Origin of the sequence: Pseudomonas sp. GCEP-101, assembly GCF_025133575.1 — a bacterium.
In the GTDB taxonomy this organism is placed as follows: Bacteria; Pseudomonadota; Gammaproteobacteria; order Pseudomonadales; family Pseudomonadaceae; genus Pseudomonas; species Pseudomonas nitroreducens_B.
The window spans coordinates 5,344,691-5,368,237 of the sequence record NZ_CP104011.1; the positions used below are offsets into that span (position 1 = coordinate 5,344,691).

Consider the following 23,547-nt stretch of genomic DNA (forward strand, 5'->3'; position numbering starts at 1 on the left):
CTCAGCCACCGATCAGCGCGAGATAGCGCTCCAGGGTTTCACCGTAGTGTTCGGCGTGCCACTTGTTGTTCAGCGACACCTGCTTCTTCAGGTTGTCCGGCGCGGTGGGGTTGATCGCCTGCAGCTGGGCGCTGAGCAGGTCGTTCGCCTTGAGGTTCACCGGGCCCATGTTGTAGACCTCCATGAGCCTGGCCTGGACTTCAGGACGAAGGGCATAGGCGATGAAGTCCATGGCTGCCTTCGCGCCGGCCGGGTTGTTCCTGGGCACCATCCACACGGACGGCGAGACGATGCCGCCGTCGAAGCTCCAGTCGATCTTGCCGGCGGTGTCGTTCTTCACCAGCTCGGCGCGGGTGTGCCACATCTGCGCCAGGCTCACCTCGCCGTCGCGGATCAGCTGCTGCGATTCGGCGCCGGTGGACCAGTGGGTGGCGATGTGCGGCAGCAACTGCTCGATCTTGCGCAGGGCGCGGTCCACGTCCAGCGGGTAGAGCTGCTCGGGCGGCACGCCGTCGGCCAGCAGCGCGCATTCGAGGTTGGCGCTCATCCACTTGTAGAGGGTGCGCTTGCCCGGGTACTTCTTCACGTCCCAGAAGTCGGCCCAGGACCTGGGCGGGTTCTTGCCGAAGCGTTCGTGGTCGTAGCCGATCACATAGCTGTAGGTGTAGTTGGCGAGGCCGAAGTCATGCACGTCGCCGTAGCCGATCAGCGACTTGTCGACGATACCGTAGTCGATGGGCGTGAGGAACTGCTCCCTGCCCAGCCGGTAGGACGAATACATCTCGCCATCGCACACGTCCCAGCGCACCGCGCCGCTGCTCACCTGGGTCTTCAGCGCGCCCTCGGTGGGGCCGCTGCCGTCCACCTTCAGCGCCAGGCCGGACGCCTGGTCGAAGCCGCCGAAGCTCTTCTCGAAGGCCGGCACCGCATCGCCGCCCCAGTTGGCCAGCACCAGGTTGCCGCTGGCGGCGAAGGCGCGCCCAGCGGTGCCGAACGGCAGCGCACTGGCGGCGGCGAGCAGCAGCAGGCTGCGGTTGAAATCGCGGCGGCTGATGCCGGCGCGCTCGCCTTTCTCGGCGGCGATCTCGATGGCGTCTTCGATGAAGCCCTGGCGTTCTTTCATTGTGATTGCTCCCCGATCGTTTGTTTTCGTTATGCGTGTGTCAGGCGGACAACAGGTGGCAGTGCTGCGGCGACCAGCTGCACCAATAGCGCTGACCGCTGCGCAGGCTGCCCAGCAGCGGGTGCGACACCGGCAGGCGCAGGTCGAGGCGGTCGCCCTGCTCCAGGCTCAGTTCGAGATTGACGTGGGCGCCCTGGTAGGTCGCAGGACCCGCAGTGGCGCAGAGGCCGTTGTCGCGGCCGGCGTCCTGCAGCGGGCGCAGGTCGATGTGCTCCGGGCGCACCGCCAGCCAGCTCTTGCCGCCCTGGCCGGCATTGGCCGTATTGGCCACGCGCAGATGCTGGCCACGGAAATCGCAGAGCGTGGCTTCGGCCTCGCGACCGACCACGCCGACCTCCAGCAGGTTGGTGTCGCCGAGGAAGTTGGCGACGAAGCGGCTGGCCGGGCGCTCGTAGACCTCGCGCGGGGTGCCGACCTGTTCCAGGCGGCCCTTGTTGAACACGGCGATGCGATCCGACAGCGCGAGGGCTTCTTCCTGGTCGTGGGTGACGAAGACGAAAGTGGTGCCGAAGTCCTTGTGCATGCGTGCCAGCTCGCCCTGCATCTCCTGGCGCAGGCGGCGGTCGAGGGCGGACAGCGGCTCGTCGAGCAACAGCAGTTTCGGCTTGAACACCAGCGCCCGGGCCAGCGCCACGCGCTGCTGCTGGCCGCCGGACAGCTGGCCGATGCCGCGCTCGCCCATGCCGGCGAGGCCGACGCGCTCCAGCACTTCGGCGACCCGGCGCTCGATCTCCGCGCCCGGCACCTTGCGGATGCGCAGCGGGTAGGCAACGTTCTGCGCCACGCTCATGTGCGGGAACAGCGCGTAGCCCTGGAACACCACGCCGAACTCGCGCTGGTCCGGCGACAGGCGGGTGATGTCGCGGCCATCCTGCTCGATGCGCCCTTCGCTGGGCTCGACGAAGCCGGCGAGCATCATCAGCGTGGTGCTCTTGCCCGAGCCGGACGGCCCCAGCAGCGTGAGGAATTCGCCCTGGCGGATGCTCAGGCTGAGGTCGCTCAGGACCTGCAGGTTGCCGTAGCGCTTGCCCAGGCCGAGCAAGTCGACGAAATGCTGCATGGCGGATCTCCAGCCGTTTTTTCTTGTTGATCGGTGTTGGCGTGGAGTCATCTTCTGTGCAAATTTAACTAACGACAATTCAATAGATTTCCACCTGAATCGTTAGTCAAATTCACGAAAAAAGGCCCCTCATGCGTCAGAACAGTGCGTTTCGCCTGCCGTCTCTCATCGCCCTGCGCGCTTTCGAGGCACTGGTGCGGCAGGGCAGCATCAGCCGCGCCGCGCTGGAGCTGCACGTCACCCACGGGGCGGTCAGCCACCAGGTGAAGAAGCTGGAAGAGGAGCTGGGCGTGGCACTGATGGAGCGCCAGGGCAAGGGCGTCAAGCTGACTCCGGCCGGGCGCCAGCTGAGCCAGCAGATCAGCAGCGCCTTCGACCAGCTGCGCGACATCCGCCGCGCCCTGCCCACCGAGGAGCCGGCCGGCGAGCTGCGCATCGCCTGCGCCCCGGCGCTGCTGGCGCGGGTGTCATCGCTGCTGGAAAAATTCCTGCGCAACTACCAGGAAGTCGCCCTGCACCTGCTGCCGATGACCAGCGACCTGGGCGAGGTGGACATGGTGATCTCCTTCGGCGAGACGCACATCGAAGGCCAGCGCTTCGCCGCGCTGGGCGACATCCGCTACTTCCCGGTGTGCAGCCCGCGCCTGCTCAACACCCAGGAACACCTGCGCAAACCCCGCGATCTGGCGCGCCAGGTCCTGCTGCACGAAGACGACGGCTTCGACTGGAACCGCTACTTCCTCGCCGCCGGCGTGCCCGGCTTGCAGGCGCGGCAGAACGTCTTCCTGCCCGACGCCTACCTGACCATCCGCGCCGCCCTGGCCGGCGGCGGCGTGACCATCAGCGACCACATCCTGGCCGGCGAAGAGCTGCACCAGGGGCGGCTGGTGCGCCTGTTCGACATCGACTTCCCGGCGCCCCACCCCTACTTCCTGATCATCCCGCCCCACGGCAACCAGGCGTTGGCGCGGGAGTTCGCGGATTGGCTGCTGCATGAGCTGGAGGCGATTCCGGCGTTTGATTGATGCCGGGGAGTCCTCTGCGCTCTGGACGCGATCGCGGACGGAGTCCGCTCCTATCGGGCACGATATTTCCCTGTAGGAGCGGGCCATGCCCGCGATCGCGCCCACGGGGCGCTCCTGCAGGTTGATGCGGTGTTTACCGTCAGGTACCGACCGGTACGAAACGCCGGCCCTGCCGGCGGATCGCGGGCATGGCCCGCTCCTACAACGGAACATCGGCGAGATTCGCGAGTTCGCTCCCCCAACTATTTTTCGCCCTTCACTCTCAGAGGGCTTCCAGAGAAACATCCGCGCGCTCCGAATGCCCCGTTCAGGAGGCCGAGTGGAAGCGAAGTTTCAGGGGTTGAGCGACAGGGATGTCGCGAGAGCTGCGATGGGCCAGGGATGGCCCTTTGCAGCGTGCCCCTGAAACTTCGCTTCAACGAGGGTATTTTTCGCCTAAGCGAAAAACCGGATGTCCCGGGCAAGACCTTTGGTTACTTTGGGTCTTTCCGAAGTGACTCGCCCGAGGGGGCGAAACACGAAGCCCACGCGCACGCCGAAGCGTTGCTGGAACACTCCCGTCGAAGCGGCCAGGTGGTATGCGCCGGCCCTGCCGGCGGATCGCGGGCGTGGCCCGCTCCTACACGGCAACATGTGCATCATGCGGTTCGCGAGCAAGCTCGCTCCTACAAAGAGCCGGATCGCGACACCCTGTAGGAGCGAGCTTGCTCGCGAACCGCACACCGCAGTCCGTAGGGCGCATAACGCGTCAGCGTTATCCGCCGTTGCGGTCATCGGCGCTCAATTGCCCCACCTGACGCAGCAGGCCGGCAACATCGGTGCCAGAACAGCCGCCGGCCCCGCCGGCGGTTCGCGGGCGTGGCCCGCTCCTACAGGGGCACGGCATTCGCGCTCAGAGCTTCTTCCCGCCCAGCAGGAAATGCGACAGCGCCGGAATCAGGATCAGCGCCCCCAGCATGTTCCAGAGGAACATGAAGGTCAGCAGGATGCCCATGTCCGCCTGGAACTTGATCGGCGACCAGGCCCAGGTGATGACGCCCGCCGCCAGGGTCACGCCGACCAGCGCGACCACCTTGCCGGTAAAGGCCACGGCCTGCTGGTAGGCGACCGACAACGGCAACCCGGCACGCTGCAGTTGCAGCTGCACGCTGAGCAGGTACAACGCGTAGTCCACCCCGATGCCCACGCCCAGCGCGATCACCGGCAGCGTGGCGACCTTCACGCCGATGCCCATCATCACCATCAGCGCTTCGCAGAGGATCGAGGTGAGCACCAGCGGCAGCAGCGCCACCAGGGTCGCGCGCCAGCTGCGGAAGGTGATCAGGCAGAAGATGCCCACCGCGGCGTAGACGTAGAACAGCATGCGGTGGTTGGCCTCGCGCACCACGCGGTTGGTCGCCGCTTCGATCCCGGCGCTGCCGGCGGCCAGCAGGAACTGGCGCTCCGGCGTGCTGTTGGCGCGGGCGAAGGTCTCGGCGATGCCGGCCACTTCATCCAGGGTCTGCGCCTTGTGGTCCTTGAGGAAGGCGATCACCGGCATCAGCGAGCATTCGGTGTTGAACAGCTCCGGGGTGTTCACCGAGGCCTGCTGGGCGGCGTAGTTGAGCACGTCCTGGTTGCGCTGCAGGCTGGCGAACTTGGGGTTGCCCTCGTAGGTGCCGGCAGTGATCTGCCGCACGGCGTTGACCAGCGAGGTGGTCGCCTGCACGCCCTCATGCTGTTGCAGTGCCCAGCCCAGGCGGTCGGCGAGGATCAGCGTGCGGTAGTTCAGGCAGCCTTCCGGCGCGGTCTTCACCATCACCGCGAAGAGGTCGCTGGAGAGCGCGTAGTGGCTGGTGATGTAGGCGTTGTCGCGGTTGTAGCGCGAGTCCGCGCGCAGCTCCGGGGCGCCGGCGTCGAGGTCGCCGATCTGCAGGTGCTGGCTGACCAGCAGGCCGCCGGCGCCCAGCAGCGCGGCGATGATCAGGGTGACGCCGGCCCAGCGGCGCTGGGTGAAGCGGTCCAGCAGGTCCCACAGCTTGCCCAGGCCGACATGCTGGTCCGCCTGGCGGTCCTCGCGCAGGGCGCGGGCGGCGGCCTTCGGGCTGACGCCGACGTAGGACAGCGCCACCGGCATCATCAGCAGCGAGGTGAAGATCAGCACCGCCACGCCGATACTGGCGGCGATGGCCAGGTCCTGGATGACCGGGATGTCGATCAGCATCAGCACGGCAAAGCCCACGGCATCGGACAGCAGCGCGGTGACGCCGGCCAGGAACAGGCGGCGGAAGGTGTTGCGCGCGGCGACCTGCTTGTGGGTGCCGCGGCCGATGTCCTGCATGATGCCGTTCATCTTCTGGGTGGCGTGGGACACGCCGATGGCGAAGATCAGGAACGGCACCAGGATCGAGTATGGGTCCAGCGCGTAGCCCAGCCAGGCCACCAGGCCGAGTTGCCAGACCACGGCCAGCAGCGAGCAACCGATCACCAGCAGGCTGCTGCGCAGGCAGCGGGTATAGAAGAGGATGATGACGAAGGCGGTGACCACCGCCAGGCCGAAGAAGAACATCACCCGCACCAGGCCGTCGATCAGGTCGCCCACCAGCTTGGCGAAGCCGATCACGTGCAGGCGCACCGGGCCCTTGCCCTCCTCGCCGGCGGCGAAGGCGCGCTCGTCGCCCAGGTATTCGTACTTCAGCCGCAGGTCGTCGAGGGCGCGGGAGAATTCGCGGTAGTCGATGCCCTTGCCGGTGGCCGAGTCGCGGTCCAGCAGCGGCACCACCAGCATGCTGGAGCGGAAGTCGTTGCCCACCAGGCTGCCGACGATGCCGGCGCGGGCGATGTTCTGGCGCAGTTGCCCGATGGATTCGGGCTTGCCGTCGTAGCCGTCGGGCATCACCGGGCCGCCCTGGAAGCCTTCCTCGGTGACCTCGGTCCAGCGCACCGCCGGCAACCACAGCGACTTCATCCAGGCGCGGTCGACGCCGTGGCTGAGGAACAGCTGGTCGCTGATCTGCCGCAGGTTGGCGAGGTAGGCCGGGTCGAAGATGTCGCCCGTGGGATTTTCCACCACCACCCGCACCGAGTTGCCCAGGCCGCGCAGGGCGGCGCGGTTGTCCAGGTAGTTGCGGATGTACGGGTCGCCGTGGGGGATCATCTTCTCGAACGCCGGGCGCATCTCCAGGCGCGTCACGGCCATGTAGCCCAGCACCACGGTGACCAGCGCGATCAGGGCGATGAACAGCGCGCGGTGGTTGAACACCAGGCGCTCCAGCAGGTTCCCGCTGTGGGTGTCAAAGTCCCGCAGTTCGCGGACTACAGGCATCTCGCCTTGCTTCAGGTCGACCATGAGGCTGTCTCTCTATCTCTTGTTCTTATGAGTCTTGAACCGGTGGCGCGCCGCTGCGCTCAGCGCACCGGCATGGCGTTCTCGCGCACGCCGCGGGCACCCACCAGCAACAGGCGGCCGGGGCCGGCCACCGCGCCGCTGACGGGCAGGCGCTCGGCCAGCTCCAGGGGCTTGAAGCTGGCGCCACGGTCGTCGCTGACCAGGCCCTGGCCGGCCTGGCTGAACAGGTACAGCCGACCGTTGGCGTCGAGGCTGGCGGCGGTCAGGCTGACCGGCAGGCCGGTGTCCACCGCGCTCCAGCTCGCGCCGTTGTCGAGGCTGCGGATCGCATGGCCGCGCAGGCCGTAGGCGAAGATCAGGCCGGGTTGCGCGATCACGCCGAAGAAGCTGCCGGCATAGGGCGACTGCAGGGCGACGAAGCGCTGCTGCGGGTCTTCCTGTTGCCGGTCCAGGCGCAGCAACAGGCCCTGCTCGCCAACGATGAATAGGTCGTCGCCGCTGGCCGCCATGGCGGTCAGGTGCAGTGCCTGCGGGTTGTCGATGCGATGGTTCCACGGCTCCCAGGTACGGCCGCCGTCGCGGGTGTGCAGGATCAGGTTGAACGCGCCGATCACGAAGCCTTCGTTGGCATCGCGGAACCACAGGTCGAGGAACGGCTTGTCGGCGCCCTCCTCCTGGTACCGGCGCGCCTGGTCCAGCCAGGTGGCGTTGTCCGGCTGCGGGTGGGCGGCGTAGTAGTCGAGCATCACCTGGCCGACCTGCCGGCCGTCGAGCTGGCGCTCCCAGTGCTGGCCGCCGTCGGCGCTGTGCAGCACCACGCCGTCGTGGCCGACCGCCCAGCCGTCCTGCGGCGTGGGGAAGCGCACGGCGGTGAGGTCGGAGCTGACCGGCACCTCGGCCTGGCGCCAGCTGGTGCCGCCATCGTCGGAATAGAGAATGTGGCCGCGCGGGCCGACGCTCACCAGGCGCTTGTCGGCGCGGGTGACGGCCAGCAGCGGCGCGCGGGAGGGGTTGGCGCTGTGGGGCGCCGGCTGGTCGAGTACGTCGACGAAGGTCTCGGCCTTCTCACCGGCCTGGGCGCCGCCCGCCAGCAGCAAGGCGCCCAGGATCAGCAGGCGCTTGAAGGGGATCTGCATGAAGCTTTCCTCACAACTCTCTTCGCATCGTTTCCTGCCGCTTTCGCCGCAGGAACCGCGGCGGCCCGCGCTGCATGCGGGGGCCGCCGCGCCCTGGGTCAGCGAATGCCGCTGCCGGCCAGCGCCTCGGGGGACCACTGGGTCTTGGCCAGGGGGTCGATGTAGCTGATGCCGCCGTACGGGCCGACGACGCCGTTGATGTTGTAGGAGCCGGCGGTCAGGTCGTAGATCATGAACGGCGTGGCGTCCGGGATGCGCTTGTCGTAGCTCTGGCTGAGGAAGGCGAAGGAGCCGCGATAGAGCTGGCCACGAGCGTCGTACTGGTCAGAGGCCAGGGCCACCCAGCTGTCTTCGTCGAGGTAGAAGCGGCGCTTGGCGTAGATGTGCCGCGCGCCGGACTTCAGGGTGCCTTCGACGACCCACACGCGGTGTTTTTCCCAGCGCACGTAGTCGGGCGCCAGGTGGTTGGGCGTGACCACCGGCTTGATGTCGCTGGCGTAGGTCAGGCGGTAGGTGTTGTAGGGCACGATCATTTCCTGCTTGCCCACCAGCTTCCAGTCGTAGCGGTCCAGCGCGCCGTTGAAGACGAACACGTCATCGTAGGTGCCGGCGCCGGCCATGCCGGGGTTGGGGGTGTCGTAGGCGAGGTTCGGCGCCAGCTTCACGCGGCGCTGGCCGGGCAGGTACTGCCAGGCGCGGCGCGGCTGCTGCAGCGGGTTGGCGGCGTCCTTGAGCATCATCGCCTCGCCGGCGCGGCGGGCCGGGCCGCTGTAGTACAGCTTCATCTGGTAGTAGACCTCGGAGCCTTTCACCGGCTGGGTGAGGTCCTCGTACACCGGGTAGTTGATGAAGGCCTGGCCGGTGGTGGCGAGGTTGGCGCTGCCCGAGGCATCGACGTTCCAGGAGTCGTACTTGGCCTTGATGTTCACCCCCTGGTAGCGCAGCAGGAAGTTCCACATGGCCTCGGCGCCGGTCTTCGGAATCGGGAACGGCACGCCCGGCAGCGCGTTGTCGATGGCGGTGCCGCCCTCCAGGGATTGCGCGGTGACGGCGTTCTTCCTGCTGTTCTCCAGCACGGTGTCCGGCAGCGCGGCGCTGCGGTGGGTCGGGTAGACGTCGACGCGGAAGGTCGGATAACGCTTGGCCAGCTCGACGGTGGTGGCCGACAGCTCGTTCTTGTACTGCTCGACGTTCTTGCCGTCGATCACCAGCACCGGCTTGTCGCTGGCGAACGGGTCCGGGCGCATGCTGTCGCCGGCCTTGAAGCTGGCCGGGGCGGTGGTCAGGCCGCCGGCGTAGGCGGGAATCGAGCCATCGCTGCTGGCGGCTTTCTCGGCGCCGACCAGGGTCAGGGTGCTGCCGAGCTGGGCGGCATCCTGCGGGGAAACGGCAGCCTGGGCCAGGCCGCAGAGGGACAGGCCGAGGGCAGTGGCGATCAGGGTGGGTTTGAAGTTCATGCTGTGTTTCTCCTGCTTCGTGGGCGAAGCCTGGGGTGAAATCAGAAAGTGGCCTTCAGGGATGCGGTGACCATGCCGCGGTCCTTCAGCAGGGGCGCAAGGCCCGCCTGCGAGGTGATCTGGCCGGGGATGCACTGGTACTGGCCGTTGGCGCCGGGGGTGTTGTTGTCGCGGCCGCTCTCGCAGGTATCGAAGGGGCCGAAGGCGTCGACGTATTTCAGGTCCAGGCGGTATTTCTGGTGGAAGTCCGCGGCCACGCCGACCGAGTAGCTGCCCGCGTCTTCGTTGCCGCCCAGCTGCACCGCCGAGTTGCCGTGCAGGCCGACGTTGTAGGACATGGGCATGGACAGGTCGACGCCGGGGAAGGCCTGGTACCAGGTCGGGGTGAAGTTGGCGGACATGGCGTAGGCGTTGGTGGTGACCTTGTCGACGCCGTGGTAACTGGAGTCGCCCTTGAAGGTCTGCTGGCCTTCGGTGACGTCCACCAGGTGCGTCAGGGTGCCTTCCACCGCCAGCGACGAGGCGTCCCACAGCGGGGTGGCGCCGAAGGTCACCAGGCCGTTGAGCACGACGTGGAAGGTCTTGCCGCGGGCAAGGCCGGTGTCGCCGTCGCTGGGCATCTCGCCGATCAGGTTGGCGCCGTTGATCGCGCCGCGCTTGGCCGCGGCATAGAGCGTCGGGTTGACCGTGGTGAAGTTGCTTGCCAGCGGCATGTTCTCGCGGTAGTTCAGGTCCATGCCGACGCTGACGCCGCCGACTTCCTTGGACAGGCTGATGCCGTAGATGTCGATGTCGTCGGCGTAGGCGGTGACGTAGTTCATCCCCTGCAGGCCGGCGAGGCCCGGCTTGTGCAGGTTCGGCGCATTCACCAGCACTGCCGGCAGGGTGTCGGAGGTCTTGCGGTAGTAGAAGCCCAGGGTGCCGTCGAGCCATTCCGGGCTCCACTTGGCCATCAGGCCGAAGTCGCCGGTGTTGTCCGGCTCGCGGTCGTGGCCGCGCGGCGCGCCGTAGAAGGCGTTCTGCGCCGGCAGCGGCAGCCAGAAGACGTTGCCGCCGTCGTTGAGCATGTCGTAGGGGCCCATGTAGGTGCCGCCTTCGGGGAAACGCGAATTCTCGAACTCGAGGAAGTACTGCGCGGCCAGGGTCAGCTCGGGGTTCACCGTCAGCGAGGCGGATAGCTGGTTGCGCGGCATGAACAGCTCCTTCGCCTCGGTGCCGGGCACGTTGTACAGCTTGCCCAGGTCCAGGGCCGACTGGCCGTAGTTGATGCCGTTGGCGGCGCTGAACAGGGTCTCGCCCCAGTAGATGGTGTGGCGGCCGAGCTTGCCGCTGAGCTGCATGTCGTCGCCGACCTGGTGGCTGGCGAAGACGAAGGCATCGAGCAGCTCGCCGGACGGGCCGTTGTAGTAGCGGTCGGCGAAGTTGCTCAGGCCGTGGGTGGCCGGCTGCGCGCCGCGCGGGGCGATGACCGTGCCGTTGCGGCTGACCAGGTGGCCGGCATTGCCTTTCTGGCCGGGGAACGGATTGGCCGAGCCGACATCATCGTAGGCATGGTCGTACCAGCCGGCGGCGGACAGGCGGAAGCCCATGCTGTCGCGGTAGACGAAGTCCAGCTCGCTGAGCAGGTCGAAGCGCTGGGTCACCGGGCTGCCGGAGGAGAAGTTGCGGTCGCCGTCGTTGGTGTTGGCGGTGCCGGCGATCTTGCTGTTGCGCGACTCGACGCGCTGTCCATAGCTGAGCTTGACGGTGTTGTCGAAGCGGATCGACAGGTCCGGGTTGCCGGTGTCCAGCTCGAAGGCCTGCAGCGGCTGGCCGGCCATGGCGGCGAGGACTGCGCTCGCCAGCAGGCAGCGTTGCAGGGGGCGGTGCGGGTTGCTCTGATGATGCATTCTCGTGCTCCGTTTCTTGTTGTGGTCGGGACGCTTTCCGGGCCCGTCCCGCGGCCCCTCCCCCCTGCGCCGGAGCGCACGGGGGCCTGCCCCGGCGCGAACGCCGGAGCCGGAGGTTGCTCGGTTGGATCAGGTATCCAGCAGCTGGATCAGCTCGTCGGCCTGGGGCCAGTCGCCGTATCCGGAGGCCGGGTTGAGATGGCCGACGCGGCCCAGCTCCACCACGCTGGCTCGCCAGTGGCGGGCCATGCGCTGCACGGCTTCGGGCGTCGCCAGCGGGTCGTTGTCGCTGCAGGCCACCAGCGCCGGGAATGGCAGCGGCTCCAGCGGCAGCGGCGCCCAGCCCATCTCGGCCAGCACCTCGGGCTTGGGGTAATGGGCCGGCCAGTCGCCGTCCAGGTCCGGCGGAGTGGCCAGCAGCGCACCCTTGATCGGCCGGCTGTAGCGCGCCGCCCAGTGGGCGACCATCAGCACACCGGCGCTGTGGGCGACCAGGATCACCTCGCCGTCGATGCTCTGCAGCTCGCGCTGGATGGCCTCGACGCGGGCGTCCAGGTCCAGCTTGTTCTCGGTCAGCGGCGGTACGCAGCGGACATTGGGCAGGCGCTGCTGGAGCAGCGTCTGCCAGTGCTCGGCGACGTGGTCGCGCAGGCCGGGGACCAGGAGGACGGTGGTGGAGGAATTGTTGTGGCTCACCGGTTCACCTTTGGGTGATTTCGAACTTGTTGGACAGACAGTAGAGCCGCACCGGTGGCAGTGCTTTGCATTGAGCGTCAGGTACTTCGCATTTGGTGACAGGCCCCGGCCAGCCTGCTGTCCCGCCGTGCCCATGGCGTTCGGGCGTAGCGGAACGCACGGCGCATTCCAGAGCGGCGCAGGCACTGGCCGAAGTGAGAACTTTCGTACACGATTGGTTACAGCTGTCGCTAGAATCAGAGGTCATCGACCCAGCAGCGTGCACTCCCCTCGCCAGGCGTCCCCGGACCCTGCCGGCGCGGAGCCCCACAAGAACAAGAAGGCGATTCCCGCATGACCCCCATGGTTCGCATTGCGGCCCTCACCAACTACCTGGAAGTGGCCCGACACCTGGGCCTCAACCCGCAGCAGCAACTGAGCGCGGTGGGCCTTTCCCAATCCATGCTCGAGCACCCGGAGCAGCGCATCCCCGTTTCCACCGCGGTGACCCTGCTGGAGGAATCGGCGCGCATCAGCGGTTGCGAAACCTTCGGCCTGCGCATGGCCGAATCGCGCCAGCTCGCCGATTTCGGCGTGATCAGCCTGCTGCTGTCGCACCAGGCGACCCTGCGCGAGGCGATGGACACCATCATCCGCTACCGCCACCTGCTCAACGAATCCCTGGCGCTGTACGTGGACCAGGAAGGCAAGCTGGCGATCCTGCGCGAAGAACTCCTCACGGTGCCGCCGATGCCCATGCGCCAGGGCCTGGAGCTGGCCCTGGGGACCCTCTACCGGCTCTGCGCCGCCCTCCTCGGCCCGCACTGGCGGCCGGTCAGCGTGAACTTCAGCCACGACGCCCCGGCGGACCTGCAGGTGCATCGCCGGTTGTTCGGTTGCAAGATCGAATTCGGCAGCGAGTTCAACGGCATCGTCATCCCCGCCGCCGACCTCGACGCCGCCAACCCCATGGCCGACCCGGCCATGGCCCGGCACGCGCGCAGCTTCGTCGACTCCCTGCCCGGCGCCACCGACGGCAGCACGCTGAACGAGGTGCGCAAGTCCATCTACCTGCTGCTGCCCATGGGGCGCGCGACCATCGAGCAGATCGCCCAGTCGCTGGGGCTGAACGTGCGCACGCTGCAACGGCGGCTGGAGGACAACGGCGTGACCTTCTCCGACCTGATCAACGAGGTCCGGCGCGAACTGGTACTGCGCTACATGGAAAACCCCCGCTATTCCCTGGGACGCATCGCCGACCTGCTGGGGTATTCGATGCCCAGCTCCTTCACCCGCTGGTTCGCCGTGCAATACGGCATGTCGCCGGCGGCGTGGCGCAAGGAGCATCTGGGGAGGGAGACGGAGTGAGTGCCTCCTGAGAGGAACGGTGCCGTGCGGTTCGCGAGCAAGCTCGCTCCTACAAGGTGAACTTCGGTGTGCTCTTCGCAGGAGCGAGGGGGACGCCATCGTTATTGCTCGCGAACCCACCCGAAACGCCGGCCCTGCCGGCGGATCGCGGGCATGGCCCGCTCCTACAGGTTGGTGCCAGCGCCCGGGATAGCGTAGGAGCGGACCTTGTCCGCGAAGTCCGTCGCGGCGGAATCTGACGCAGACCGAATACACCGGCGCCCATCGCCAGCGGCGAATCGCGGAGAAGCTCCGCTCCTACAAGAGCGCGCGTGCCACTTTGGCTTTGGCTTTGGCTCTTGAAGGTTTCCAGAGAAACATCCGCACGCGCCGGATGCCCCGTCCAGGAGGCCGAGAGGAATCGGAGTTCCAGGGGTTGAGCGGCATGGATGCCGCGAGAGCCGCGATGGGCCAGGGATGGCCCGTCGCGGCGTGCCCCTGGAACTGCGATGGAGCGAGGGAACCCCGGCGAAGCCGGGGCCGGATGATGGGGCAAGACCTTTGGTTACTTTGCGTCGTTTGGCAAAGTGACTCGCCCGAGGGGGCGAAACACAGCGTCCAGGCGCACGCAGAAGCGACGCGGAGACAATCAAGCTGAAGCAGCACGCCTGAAAAGTCGCAGCCAGAGCAAGCGCCGGCCCTGCCGGCGGATCGCGGGCATGGCCCGCTCCTACAGGTCGGCGCCGGTACGTAGAGCGCACGGACATCGATGGGTATCGCTACGCTCCACGCCATCCTACGTTCGTGCTCCACCGTAATTCCGGTGTAAACCGAAACGCCGATCCGCGCGCAGGAGCGTACGGCGTTCGCGATCGTCACCGGCCACGCCCGAATCAACCGGCGAAGCGCAACATCCCCAGCACCAGCACCGCCAGGAACGCCGTCTCCCCCAGCATCAGCAGGATCGGCTTGATCCCCACCGTCGCCAGCGCGCGCAGCTGGGTCTTCATGCCCAGCGCCGCGATGGCGATCACCAGGCACCACTGCGAGAGCTTGCCGCCCGCCAGCTGTACCGCCGGCGGCAGGTAACCGGTGCTGTTCACCGCCGCCAGCAGCACGAAGCCCACGGCGAACCACGGCAGCAGTGGCGGACGCTTGTCGCCCGGCTCCACGCCGCGGGCGCGGGTGATCATCGCCGCGCAGAGGATCACCGGCAGCAGCATCGCCACGCGCATCAGCTTGACCACCGTGGCGCTGTCGCCGACTTCCTTGGAAATGCTGTAGCCGGCTCCCACCACCTGGGCCACGTCGTGGATGGTGCCGCCAAGGAAGATGCCCGCCTGCAACGGCGGCAGGCCCAGCGCCTTGACGATCATCGGGTAGAGGATCATCGCCAGGGTCGACAGCGCCGACACCCCGAGCACGGTGAACAGCGTGGCCTTTTCCTTCTGCGTGTGGGCCGGCAGGGCCGCTGCCAGCGCCAGCGCCGCCGAGGCGCCGCAGATGGCGGTGGCGCCACCGGTGAGCAGCCCGAAGAGGAAGTTGAAGCCCATGGCGCGGGCCGCGGCGATGGACACCAGGATGGTCACCGTCACCAGCACCACCACCATGATCACCGGCTGCCAGCCCAGCTCGGCGATCTGCCCGAAGGTGATGCGGATGCCCAGCAGCGCCACGCCCAGGCGCAGGATTTCGCGGGCGGTGAATTCGATGCCGGCCTTGCACACGCTGTCGGCGGAGAGGAAGTTCATCGCCAGCCCAAGCAGCAGCGCGAACAGCATCACCGGCGCGCCGTAGTGCTCGGAGAGAAAGGTCGCGGCGGCAGCCACCATGGCGCTGACCAGCAGGCCGGGCAGCAGGGTTCGGCTGCGCGAGCCAAGGGCGGTGAGGGTCAGCGTGGTCATGCCGGCACCTCCTGCCGCGCCGCCACCACGTAGCAGGCATCGGCGCGCCACTCGATCTCGTAGCGCTTCAGGCCGAAGCCCTTGATACCGGCGGGGCAACCCGTGGCGAGGTCGAAACGCAAACCGTGGGCCGGGCACTGCAGCCAGCGGCCGTCCAGGCGCCCACTGAACAGCGAGGCGCCGGCGTGGGGGCAACGGTCGTCGATGGCGTGCAGTTCGCCGTCGACATCGAACAGCAGGATGATGCCTTTGTCGTGATGGATCAGACTGCGCCCACCGCGCGCCGGCAGGCGTTCGGCGGGAATACGGATCGAGCAGCTCATGCCGGGATCGCCTCCGGGTGCTGGCGATCCATCGCTCGATAAAGGGCCGCCAGGAGCTGCTCCGGGCTCTGCCCGCCGAGGGCGAAGGCGCGGCCTTCGAGGAGGAACATCGGCACGCTGGAATCGGCCAGCGCCACGCGGCGGCCGATGAACTGCCGGGCGCCATCGGCCAGGGCGTCGTCGAAATCGGCGGCGTTGAAATCGCAGGCGCGCAGCAGGCGACGCAGGGTGTCGCGGTTGCCGATGTCCTCGCCCAGCTGGAAGTGCGCGCGGAAGATCATCTCCAGCAGCTGTTCCTTCTGGTTGTCGCTGCCCACGTGCACCGCCCGCTGGAACACCCGGTGCGCGTAGGTGGTGTTGGGCATGGTGAGGATGCGTTCGAGGTCCAGGTCGACCTTGGCGGCCTCGGCCGCGCGGCGCACCTCACCCATGCGCGCCCGCACGGCGCGCTTGCCGCCCAGGCGGCGCTGGTAGAACTCGGCGAAGGGCTCGCCGTCCAGGGAAATCTGCGGCAGCAGTTGCAGGCCGAGCCAGTTCACCCGCACGTGCAGCTCGGGGCGCTGGCGAGCCAGCAGGCGCAACGCGACGTCGAGGTTGCGCTTGCCGATCAGGCACCAGGGGCAGATGAAGTCGAAGGTCATGTCGAGGTTGAGAGTCGGCATCACGCGCCCTCCTCTTCGCCGCGCAGGCAGCGGATATCGCGGTGGTAGTGACGCCGGGCGTAGAGGAAGACCAGCGCGGCGAGAATGCTCAGCAGCGGGACCAGTTGGAAGGCGCGGTCCAGGCCGAGGTGGTCGGCCAGCACGCCGGTGAGCAGCGGGCCGGGCGCCAGGCCCAGCAGGTTGTTGGCCAGGGTCAGGGTGGCGAAGGCGGTGCCGTGCACGGCCGGCGCGGTGAGGTTGGCGACCATGGCGCCGGACGGCCCGGAGGTGCCGGCGGCGACCAGCATGCCCAGGGCGATCAGGCTCAGTTGCGCGGTGCCCGGCGGCAGGTGGAAGGCCACCGACAGCAGCAGGCAGCTGGCCAGGCAGAAACCGATGGCGAGGATGATCTTGCGCGGCGGGTCGCTGCGCCCCAGGCGGTCGCAGAGGATGCCGCAGAGCACCATGCCGCTGCCGCCGACCAGCACGATGACCGCGGAGATCATCCCGGCCTTGCCGGTGTCCAGGTGGTAGTAGCGGTTCAGGTAGCTGGGGATCCATACCATCACCGCGGCGGCGACGAACAGCTGCAGGCCGCTGCCCAGGTACGCGGCGATCACCGAGCGGCTACCGAACAGGCTGCGCAGCGAGCGGCCGCCGGCCTGGCGCGGCGCCTCGGCGGCGGCCACCGGGGCAATGCGCTTCTCGCTCACCACCAGCGGGTAGAGCAGCGCCAGCAGCAGGCCGAACAGCGCCATGCCGGCGAAGGCCCAACGCCAGCCCAGGTGCGCGGCGAGCACGCCGCCCAGGCCCATGCCCAGCACCGAGCCGAACATCCCGCCGGCCATGAAGGCGCCGGTCAGGGTGGCGCGCAGGTGCGCCGGGAAGACCGAGATGACCACGGCGATGCCGACGCTGCCGTAGGCGGCCTCGCCGACGCCGACGAAGAAGCGCGCGGCGAACATCTGCGGGAAGGTCTGCGCCACGGCGCAGCCGAGGGTGGCGAGGCTCCAGAGCATGGCCATCAGCGCCAGGCTGCGCACGCGCCCCCAGCGGTCGGCGAGCAGTGACAGCGGGAACGTCAGCAGGCCGACCATCACCGCGACGATGCCGCTGAGCAGACCGAGCTGCGCATCGCTCAGGGCCCATTCGACCTTGAGCAGCGGGAAGACGGCATTGAGCACCTGGCGCGACATGTAATCGGAGATCAACAGGCCGAAGGTCAGGGCGAACACCACCCAGGCGTAGCGGCGCGGCACGCTGGGCACGGTGGCAGGGATGTCGCCCAGGGCGACGGAGTGGATGGCCATGGTGCTAGCTCTCCGGGTGAGTGGGTGGATTCTTGTTGTTTTGGGTTGTGGATCAGCCCCTCTCCCTAACCCTTTCCCTGAAGGGAGAGGGGACCGTTCGGCGCAGGAGGAAACCTTCGCGTCGGCCGGCACGGACAGCTCCCTCTCCCTTCGGAGCGGGGCGCGCAGCCAGGGCTGGGGAGAGGGCCGTTATCAGCCGTCTCTGGCTACAGCCAATCTGTCACGCGCGAAGCGGGACGGACTTCTGGCCCGGCTGGCGGTTGGGCGCCATGCCGTTCATGCGCAGGGTTTGCTCGACGCTGTCGTACTGCACGCCGATCTTGTAGATGGCGCGCGCTTCCTTGCCGTTGGCGACCTCGCGGCCCAGCTCGTGGGCGACGCGGACGCACTGCTGGATCTGCTCCACCGAGGTCATGCGCTGGCCGTGCTGGCCGATGATGGTGTCCTCGATGCCGCAACGCGGGTGCAGCCCCATGGCCATCGCCATCATGTTGAACGGCAGGACGTTCTTGAGCAGCGACTCGGCGGTGACGGTGGCGCCGTCCGGTGCGCGGTGCACGAAGTTCATGAAGTTGAACGGGTTGGGGCCGTCGAAGCCGCCGCCGATGCCGATCCAGGTCAGGTTCAGCGGGCCCTTGTAGACGCCCTTGCGCACCAGGCGCTCGAGGGTCTCCAGGGCGTGCATGCCGGTCAGCTGGAAATGCGGCTGGATGCCGGCGGCCTGCAGGCGCTTCAAGTGCTCCTCGACCCAGGCCGGGCCGGCCGGCACGGTCATCTCGCTGTAGGCCGCCTGGTACAGCGGGTTTTCCAGGGAGGTGCCCTTGAGGTACTCCGGGTAGAGCAACTCCATGATGTTCATCTGCGTGGTGTTGATCGCCACGGTCACCTGGTCGGGCTTGGGCGTCAGCTCGGCGAGCATGTGGCGGGTGTCGTCGGACAGCCACTTGGCGGCTTCGCCGTCGCTTTCGGGGGCGAAGGAAATCGAGCCGCCGACCTGGATGATCATGTCCGGCACGGCCTCGCGCACGCCGGCGATCAGCTCGTTGAACTTGGACAGGCGCTTGGAACCCTTGCCGTCCAGCTCGCGCACGTGCAGGTGGAGCACGGTGGCGCCGGCTTCGTAGCAGTCGACGGCCTTCTGGACCTGCTCGTCCATGGTCACCGGGATGTCCTCGGGGAAGTCCTCGGGCATCCATTCCGGGCCGTAGGGAGCGGTGGTGATGACCACCTTGTCCTGGTTCTCGGGGTGCAGCGAATCGTCGAAGAATTGCATGTCGGTCTCCGTAATTGTTCTTGTCGGGCTCTGGGTGCAGAGGGTCAGAAAGGCTTGTCGCCGATGATTCCGGCGCGCTCCATGCGGCGCACGCAGGGCGGGTAGTCCATCACCGCGTAGTGCTGGGTACAGCGGTTGTCCCAGATCGCCACGTCGTTCTTCTTCCAGCGCCAGCGCACCTGGAATTCGGGGATGTACACCTGGCTCACCAGGTAGCGCAGCAGGTCGGCCGCGCCGGGGTTGGCGTCCTGGCCGAAGCGCACGTTCTGCGGGGTGTGGTAGTTGGTGAAGTGGGTGGTGAAGGCGTTGACGAACAGCACCTTCTCGCCGGTTTCCGGATGGGTACGCACCACCGGGTGCTCGGCGTCGGGGTACAGCGCCTTGAGCGCCAGGCGCTTGTCGATGGGCATGGCCGCGCCGAAGCTGGCCTCGATGCTGTGGCGCGCGCGCAGCTTGGCGATGCGCTCCTTGATCTCCGGCGGGAGCATCTCGTAGGCCAGGGCCATGTTCGCCCACATGGTGTCGCCGCCCACCGGCGGGCATTCCACGCAGCGCAGGACGCAGCCCATGGGCGGCGCCTCGCGCCAGGTGGCGTCGGTGTGCCAGGCGTTCTCGTAGCGGTCGTTGGGCAGGTCCGGGGTCTTGTAGATGCGCACCAGGCCCGGATGCTCCGGGTCGCTGCCGGCCACCGGGTGGTCTTCCAGCTCGCCGAAGCGACGGGCGAAGGCCACGTGCTCGGCGCGGCTGATGTCCTGGTCACGCAGGAACAGCACCTTGTGCTTGAGCAACAGCTCGCGCAGTTCGGCGAACAGTCCTTCGTCGCGGGAGGCGTCGCCCAGGTTCACCCCGGAGATTTCGGCGCCGATGCTGCAGGTCAGACGTTCTACGTGCATGGCGGCGCCCTCAGATGACGAAGATCGACGAGCCGGTGGTCTTGCGCGACTCGAGGTCGCGGTGGGCTTGCACGGCGTCCGCCAGCGCGTAGTGCTGGTTGATCTCGATGCGGATGTCGCCGTTGCCCACGTGGGTGAACAGCTCGTCCAGCAGCGCCGCCTTCTCCGCCGGGTCGGCGATGTAGTCGGCCAGGGCCGGGCGAGTGAGGAAGATCGAGCCCTTCATCGCCAGCAGCACCGGGTCGAACGGCGGGATCGGGCCGGACGCGGTGCCGACGCAGACCATCAGGCCACGGCGCTTGAGCGACTCCAGGGAAGTCATGAAGGTGTCCTTGCCGACGCTGTCGAAGACCACGTCCACGCCCCGGCCGTCGGTCAGCTCGCGCACCCGCTCGGCAACGCCTTCCCGGCTGTAGTTGATGACGTGCTCGCAGCCGTGGGCGAAGGCGATCTCGGCCTTGGCGTCGCTGGAGACGGTGCCGATCACACGCAGGCCGAGAAGCTTGGCCCACTGCGAGACGATCAGCCCGACACCGCCGGCAGCGGCATGCAGCAGGATGCTCTGGCCCGGCTTGAAGTCGTGGATGCGGCGCAGCAGGTAGGCCGAGGTCAGGCCGCGCATGGTCATGGCGGCGGCGGTTTCGAAGGCGATGTTCTCCGGCAGGCGGATCAGCGGCGCCGCCGGCACCAGGCGCTCGGTGCTGTAGGCGCCGAGGGTGTTGATGAAGCCGGTGTAGGTCACGCGGTCGCCGGGCACCACGTTGGTCACGCCCTCGCCCACCGCCACCACCACGCCGGCGGCTTCCACGCCCATGCCGCTGGGCAGCGGGACGGCGTAGGTGCCATTGCGGAAGTAGGTGTCGGCATAGTTCAGGCCCACCGCCACATGGCGAATGCGCACTTGCCCCGGGCCGGGCTCGCCGACCTCCACGTCCTCGTAACGCAGGACGTCGGGTCCCCCTGTTTCATAGAAACGAACGGCTTTAGCCATGGCCGGAATCTCCAGTTGTCTTGTTGTCGTGGGCGCTTTCGTTTGGAGCGGGCAAGCGCCTTTGAGCGGACAATAGGCAGGGGCCGGTCGGGAAGCTTCACATCGTGCGACAGGGGCTTTTCATTTCATGACAGGGCCGGTACGGCGCGGGCTGGACGCAGAGTTCCACCGCAGAAGCGGGCCATGCCCGCGATCCGCCGGCAGGGCCGGCGTCTCTGTCCCGCCAGCGCACGCCACCGGCTTTCCCCGGTCGCCTTGCGGGCCGCCGCGGAGGACTTCGCGGACAAGGTCCGCTCCTACGTTGTCAGCAGCCTGCGATGACCCTCATGCAACGGTGTTTCCCTGTAGGAGCGGGCCATGCCCGCGATCCGCCGGCAGGGCCGGCGTCCGGCCTGCGGGACTATTCGTTGGTTTCGCCTGACGCTCCGCAGCCGCCGCCCAGACTTCGCGGACAAGGTCCGCTCCTACCTGGAACTACTGTGCTGGGGCTCCCCTCTCCCCCGCCCTGGCTACGCGCCCCGCTCCGAAGGGAGAGGGAGCTGTTCGTGCCGGCTGACGTCCTGGTTTCAACCTGCACCGTACGGTCCCCTCTCCCTTCAGGGAGAGGGTTAGGGAGAGGGAAATCACCGGCACGAACTCTCAAAGAAAGGCAGTTGCTTCTGCAGCACAGCCAGTACCAAGGTAAAAAGCTCGCTCAAAACCGGCGGGCAGTGGTCGTAGGTGCAAAAGTAAAAGGGCCGCCAATTGGCAGCCCTTCCCCTTCACAGGTGGCCTACTTCAGCTCGCGCAATTTGCTGTAGGTCAGGCGCATATCACGGGCCCAGCCGTCGAGCACGCCCTTGAAGTCGCCGGCGGTCATGGCCTGGGTGTCGTTTTCCAGCGCGTGCCCGGTGCCCTTGCGCACCACCTGGGCGACCACGCGGCTGGAGGGGCCGTCGAGAATCGCGGCTTCGGTGCCGATCTGGGTGTCCTGGTCGCGGATGCCGGTGGCGGTGCTGACGCCGGCGGCGATCAGGGCGATCGGGATCACCTCATAGGGCTTGAGCGACTGGGTGTGGCTGCTCACCGCGGTGATCGCCGGGCGCAGCACCAGGGTGCCCGGGCCGGGCTTGTCGACCACCTGCAGCACCTGGCCCAGCTCGCGGCGCAGCGCCTTGTCGTAGTAGTCGGTGATCTGCGTCATGGTCGCCTGCGAGAGCTGCTCGGTGGCCTTGGGCGCGGGGTAGAACTGCGAACGCTCGATGAGGATGCTGCGGTAGTTCATCAGGTTCAGCGTGGGATCGACCCAGGCCAGCACCTTGTTGCCCGAGGCGTTTTCCTGCTCGGTGAGACGGGAGTAGTCATACAGGAAGCCGGAGTATTCCTCCGGCTGGACCTGCTTTTCCGCGCAGCCTTGCAGCAATGGCAACAGCAGCAGGGACAACAACGCGACATAGGACTTCATAGGGTTCTCCGGTTGAGATATCGATGTCGCCAGGTTGTACGGCAGGAGACTGCGCTACCCCCTCCCCCGTGTCGTTTCGCGTGCCGGCGAGCGCCCGCACGCTGGCGCCCCGGTGGGGGCGCCGCAATGCTCGCCATCAGTGGAACGGGAAGATGTAGTTCATCCAGGCCGCCATGCGCAGGAGGATCTTGCGCATGATCGCCACATGGTGGAAATGCTCGCTGTAGAGCGCCGCCTGGCCATAGGCGCCACCGGGCATCAGCGAGGCGTAGGGGGCGAATTTCGGGTCGGTGATCTCGATGATCACCGGCACCCGCCCCGGCGGTGGCGAGCCGCTGTAGCTGATCAGCGTGCCCGACGGCTGCACCTGGCCCTCGCCGATCACCGCGATGACCTGCTTGACCTTGCCGGCGAAGACCTCGCCAGGGATGCCATCGAACGCCACCTCGGCCTCGTCGCCTACGCTCAGGCGCAACTGGCTGTTCTGGCGCATCCACGCGGTGAAGTACGGCCCCTCTTCCGGCACGAAGACCATCGACGGGCGCAGCGGCAGCCGGGTCGCCATCATGCCCGGGCGCAACGACACGTGGGTGACGAAGCCGCGCGACGGCGCACGCACCACGGTGTTGTCCAGCTCGAACTGGGCCAGGCCCTGCTGCGCCGTGAGGTCGTCCACGCGGGCGGTGGTCAGGTCGACGTCGCGCTTGTTGCCGACGTTGCGCACGGCCAGCTCGCGGGCGCGGGCCTGGTCGGCGCGCGCCGACACCAGCTGCGCCTTGATCGAGTCCAGCTTCAGCTGGAAGGGTTTGGGATCGATGCGGAACAGCACCGCGCCCTTCTCGATCATCTCGTTGCCCTTCACCGGCACTTCCACCACCTGCCCGGTGACCACCGGGATCACCGGCGTGGTGACGAAGTAAGTACGCGCCACCTCGGAGTACGGGTGGTTGTAGTTCATGGTGAAGATCAGCGCGCCGATGATGATCACCCCGCCGAGCACGGCGGTGGGCACGGTCCACTTGTTCAGCGGGATGCGGAAGATCTTGAAGATGGCGATGCAGATGGCGGCATAGGTGAGGATCAGCAACAGGTCCATGGCTCAGCCCTCCCCGCCCGGTTGAGTGGTTGCCGGTGCGGCGGGCGCGCCGGTGCGGCCCTCCAGCACGTCCAGGCGCTGGCGGAGCTCGGCCAGTTGCTGCTCCAGGTACTCGGCCTCCTGCGCCGGCGTCTTGCCGTGGTGGAAGCCCCAGCCCCGGTCCTCGCGGTACAACATGGCCCAGATCCACAGGAACGGCCACAGCGCATGCAGCGTGAACAGGCTCACCCAGCCGGCCGCGTGGATCGCGTCCTGGTGGGGATGATTACGGTGTACCGCGATCTCGTAGGGAATGTCGTGCAGCACGATGATCCCGTAGAACAATACCAATCCGACGAAGATCAGTACCCCCAGCGCAAAATAGTCAAGCATCCCGCCCTCCTAGATCCCCCGAGCACAACGCCGGAGCGAGTTGCCTGAGTATGGTTGATCCATGGCAATCTGCACGATCGTCGAAACGTCCGTATGACGGGGGATGCAGCCCGATCACGCGGGGAATTCGGGCGGTCGTTCCGACAGATGCGTGGGAGGCTCTAGCTCCGGTATGTGCAGGCTCTGCCGGGGAATTTTCG

General features: G+C 67.5%; 19 protein-coding genes. 2 read left to right on the plus strand and 17 right to left on the minus strand.

All coding sequences use genetic code 11. The features are described from left to right. Position 1 precedes the first annotated feature (1 nt). Together N0B71_RS24110 and N0B71_RS24115 are read right to left on the minus strand one after the other, a co-directional pair. Complete coding sequence (locus N0B71_RS24110) at positions 2–1,123, minus strand: ABC transporter substrate-binding protein (RefSeq protein WP_259755391.1); 1,122 nt, start codon at positions 1,121–1,123, stop codon at positions 2–4. Positions 1,124–1,163: 40 nt separating this feature from the next. Then, positions 1,164–2,243, minus strand: a complete 1,080-nt coding sequence (locus N0B71_RS24115) for an ABC transporter ATP-binding protein (protein WP_259755392.1) — start codon at positions 2,241–2,243, stop codon at positions 1,164–1,166. 131 nt (positions 2,244–2,374) lie between these two features. Here N0B71_RS24115 and N0B71_RS24120 point away from each other — a divergent pair, with 131 nt between their 5' ends. Beyond that, complete coding sequence (locus N0B71_RS24120) at positions 2,375–3,268, plus strand: LysR substrate-binding domain-containing protein (protein WP_259755393.1); 894 nt, start codon at positions 2,375–2,377, stop codon at positions 3,266–3,268. 892 nt (positions 3,269–4,160) lie between these two features. On the opposite strand, the gene N0B71_RS24125 is transcribed toward N0B71_RS24120, so the two are convergent. From N0B71_RS24125 to N0B71_RS24145, 5 genes are all read right to left on the minus strand, one after another. After that, positions 4,161–6,596, minus strand: coding sequence for an efflux RND transporter permease subunit (locus tag N0B71_RS24125; protein WP_259755395.1), 2,436 nt, complete (start codon positions 6,594–6,596; stop codon positions 4,161–4,163). A gap of 59 nt (positions 6,597–6,655) precedes the next feature. Beyond that, complete coding sequence (locus N0B71_RS24130; RefSeq protein ID WP_259755396.1) at positions 6,656–7,732, minus strand: WD40/YVTN/BNR-like repeat-containing protein; 1,077 nt, start codon at positions 7,730–7,732, stop codon at positions 6,656–6,658. A 98-nt stretch (positions 7,733–7,830) separates the two neighbouring features. Then, complete coding sequence (locus N0B71_RS24135) at positions 7,831–9,189, minus strand: DUF1329 domain-containing protein (protein WP_259755398.1); 1,359 nt, start codon at positions 9,187–9,189, stop codon at positions 7,831–7,833. Positions 9,190–9,230: 41 nt separating this feature from the next. Further along, positions 9,231–11,078: a DUF1302 domain-containing protein gene (locus N0B71_RS24140; RefSeq protein ID WP_259755399.1), complete on the minus strand. Its 1,848-nt coding sequence runs from the start codon at positions 11,076–11,078 to the stop codon at positions 9,231–9,233. Positions 11,079–11,207: 129 nt separating this feature from the next. Then, positions 11,208–11,774: an RBBP9/YdeN family alpha/beta hydrolase gene (locus tag N0B71_RS24145; protein WP_259755400.1), complete on the minus strand. Its 567-nt coding sequence runs from the start codon at positions 11,772–11,774 to the stop codon at positions 11,208–11,210. Positions 11,775–12,116: 342 nt separating this feature from the next. On the opposite strand from N0B71_RS24145, the gene N0B71_RS24150 reads away from it, so the two are divergent. Continuing rightward, on the plus strand, positions 12,117–13,121 hold the full coding sequence (locus N0B71_RS24150; RefSeq protein WP_259759670.1) for an AraC family transcriptional regulator: 1,005 nt from the start codon (positions 12,117–12,119) through the stop codon (positions 13,119–13,121). Positions 13,122–13,993: 872 nt separating this feature from the next. Here N0B71_RS24150 and N0B71_RS24155 read toward each other — a convergent pair. From N0B71_RS24155 to N0B71_RS24200, 10 genes are all read right to left on the minus strand, one after another. Then, positions 13,994–15,004, minus strand: a complete 1,011-nt coding sequence (locus N0B71_RS24155) for a YeiH family protein (protein ID WP_259755401.1) — start codon at positions 15,002–15,004, stop codon at positions 13,994–13,996. Then, a complete protein-coding gene (locus tag N0B71_RS24160) occupies positions 15,001–15,327 on the minus strand; it encodes a Rieske (2Fe-2S) protein (protein ID WP_259755402.1) in 327 nt (108 codons plus the stop codon). The genes N0B71_RS24155 and N0B71_RS24160 overlap by 4 nt, the downstream gene beginning before the upstream one ends. Then, positions 15,324–15,989, minus strand: a complete 666-nt coding sequence (locus tag N0B71_RS24165) for a DsbA family protein (protein WP_259755403.1) — start codon at positions 15,987–15,989, stop codon at positions 15,324–15,326. Before N0B71_RS24165 ends, N0B71_RS24160 begins: the two co-directional genes overlap by 4 nt. Further along, positions 15,989–17,278 (minus strand): MFS transporter, encoded by a 1,290-nt coding sequence (locus tag N0B71_RS24170; RefSeq protein ID WP_259755405.1) that lies wholly within the window; start codon positions 17,276–17,278, stop codon positions 15,989–15,991. Before N0B71_RS24170 ends, N0B71_RS24165 begins: the two co-directional genes overlap by 1 nt. A gap of 220 nt (positions 17,279–17,498) precedes the next feature. Beyond that, positions 17,499–18,551 (minus strand): 3-keto-5-aminohexanoate cleavage protein, encoded by a 1,053-nt coding sequence (locus N0B71_RS24175; protein ID WP_259755406.1) that lies wholly within the window; start codon positions 18,549–18,551, stop codon positions 17,499–17,501. A gap of 44 nt (positions 18,552–18,595) precedes the next feature. Continuing rightward, a complete protein-coding gene (locus N0B71_RS24180) occupies positions 18,596–19,444 on the minus strand; it encodes a TauD/TfdA dioxygenase family protein (protein WP_259755407.1) in 849 nt (282 codons plus the stop codon). A gap of 10 nt (positions 19,445–19,454) precedes the next feature. After that, entirely contained in the window at positions 19,455–20,435 is a 981-nt protein-coding gene (locus N0B71_RS24185; protein ID WP_259755408.1) for a quinone oxidoreductase family protein, read from the minus strand. 772 nt (positions 20,436–21,207) lie between these two features. Next, positions 21,208–21,879 (minus strand): DUF3313 domain-containing protein, encoded by a 672-nt coding sequence (locus tag N0B71_RS24190; protein ID WP_259755409.1) that lies wholly within the window; start codon positions 21,877–21,879, stop codon positions 21,208–21,210. Positions 21,880–22,015: 136 nt separating this feature from the next. Further along, positions 22,016–22,975: an HlyD family secretion protein gene (locus N0B71_RS24195; protein WP_259755410.1), complete on the minus strand. Its 960-nt coding sequence runs from the start codon at positions 22,973–22,975 to the stop codon at positions 22,016–22,018. A gap of 3 nt (positions 22,976–22,978) precedes the next feature. Then, complete coding sequence (locus N0B71_RS24200; protein WP_259755411.1) at positions 22,979–23,347, minus strand: DUF3302 domain-containing protein; 369 nt, start codon at positions 23,345–23,347, stop codon at positions 22,979–22,981. Positions 23,348–23,547: the final 200 nt, after the last annotated feature.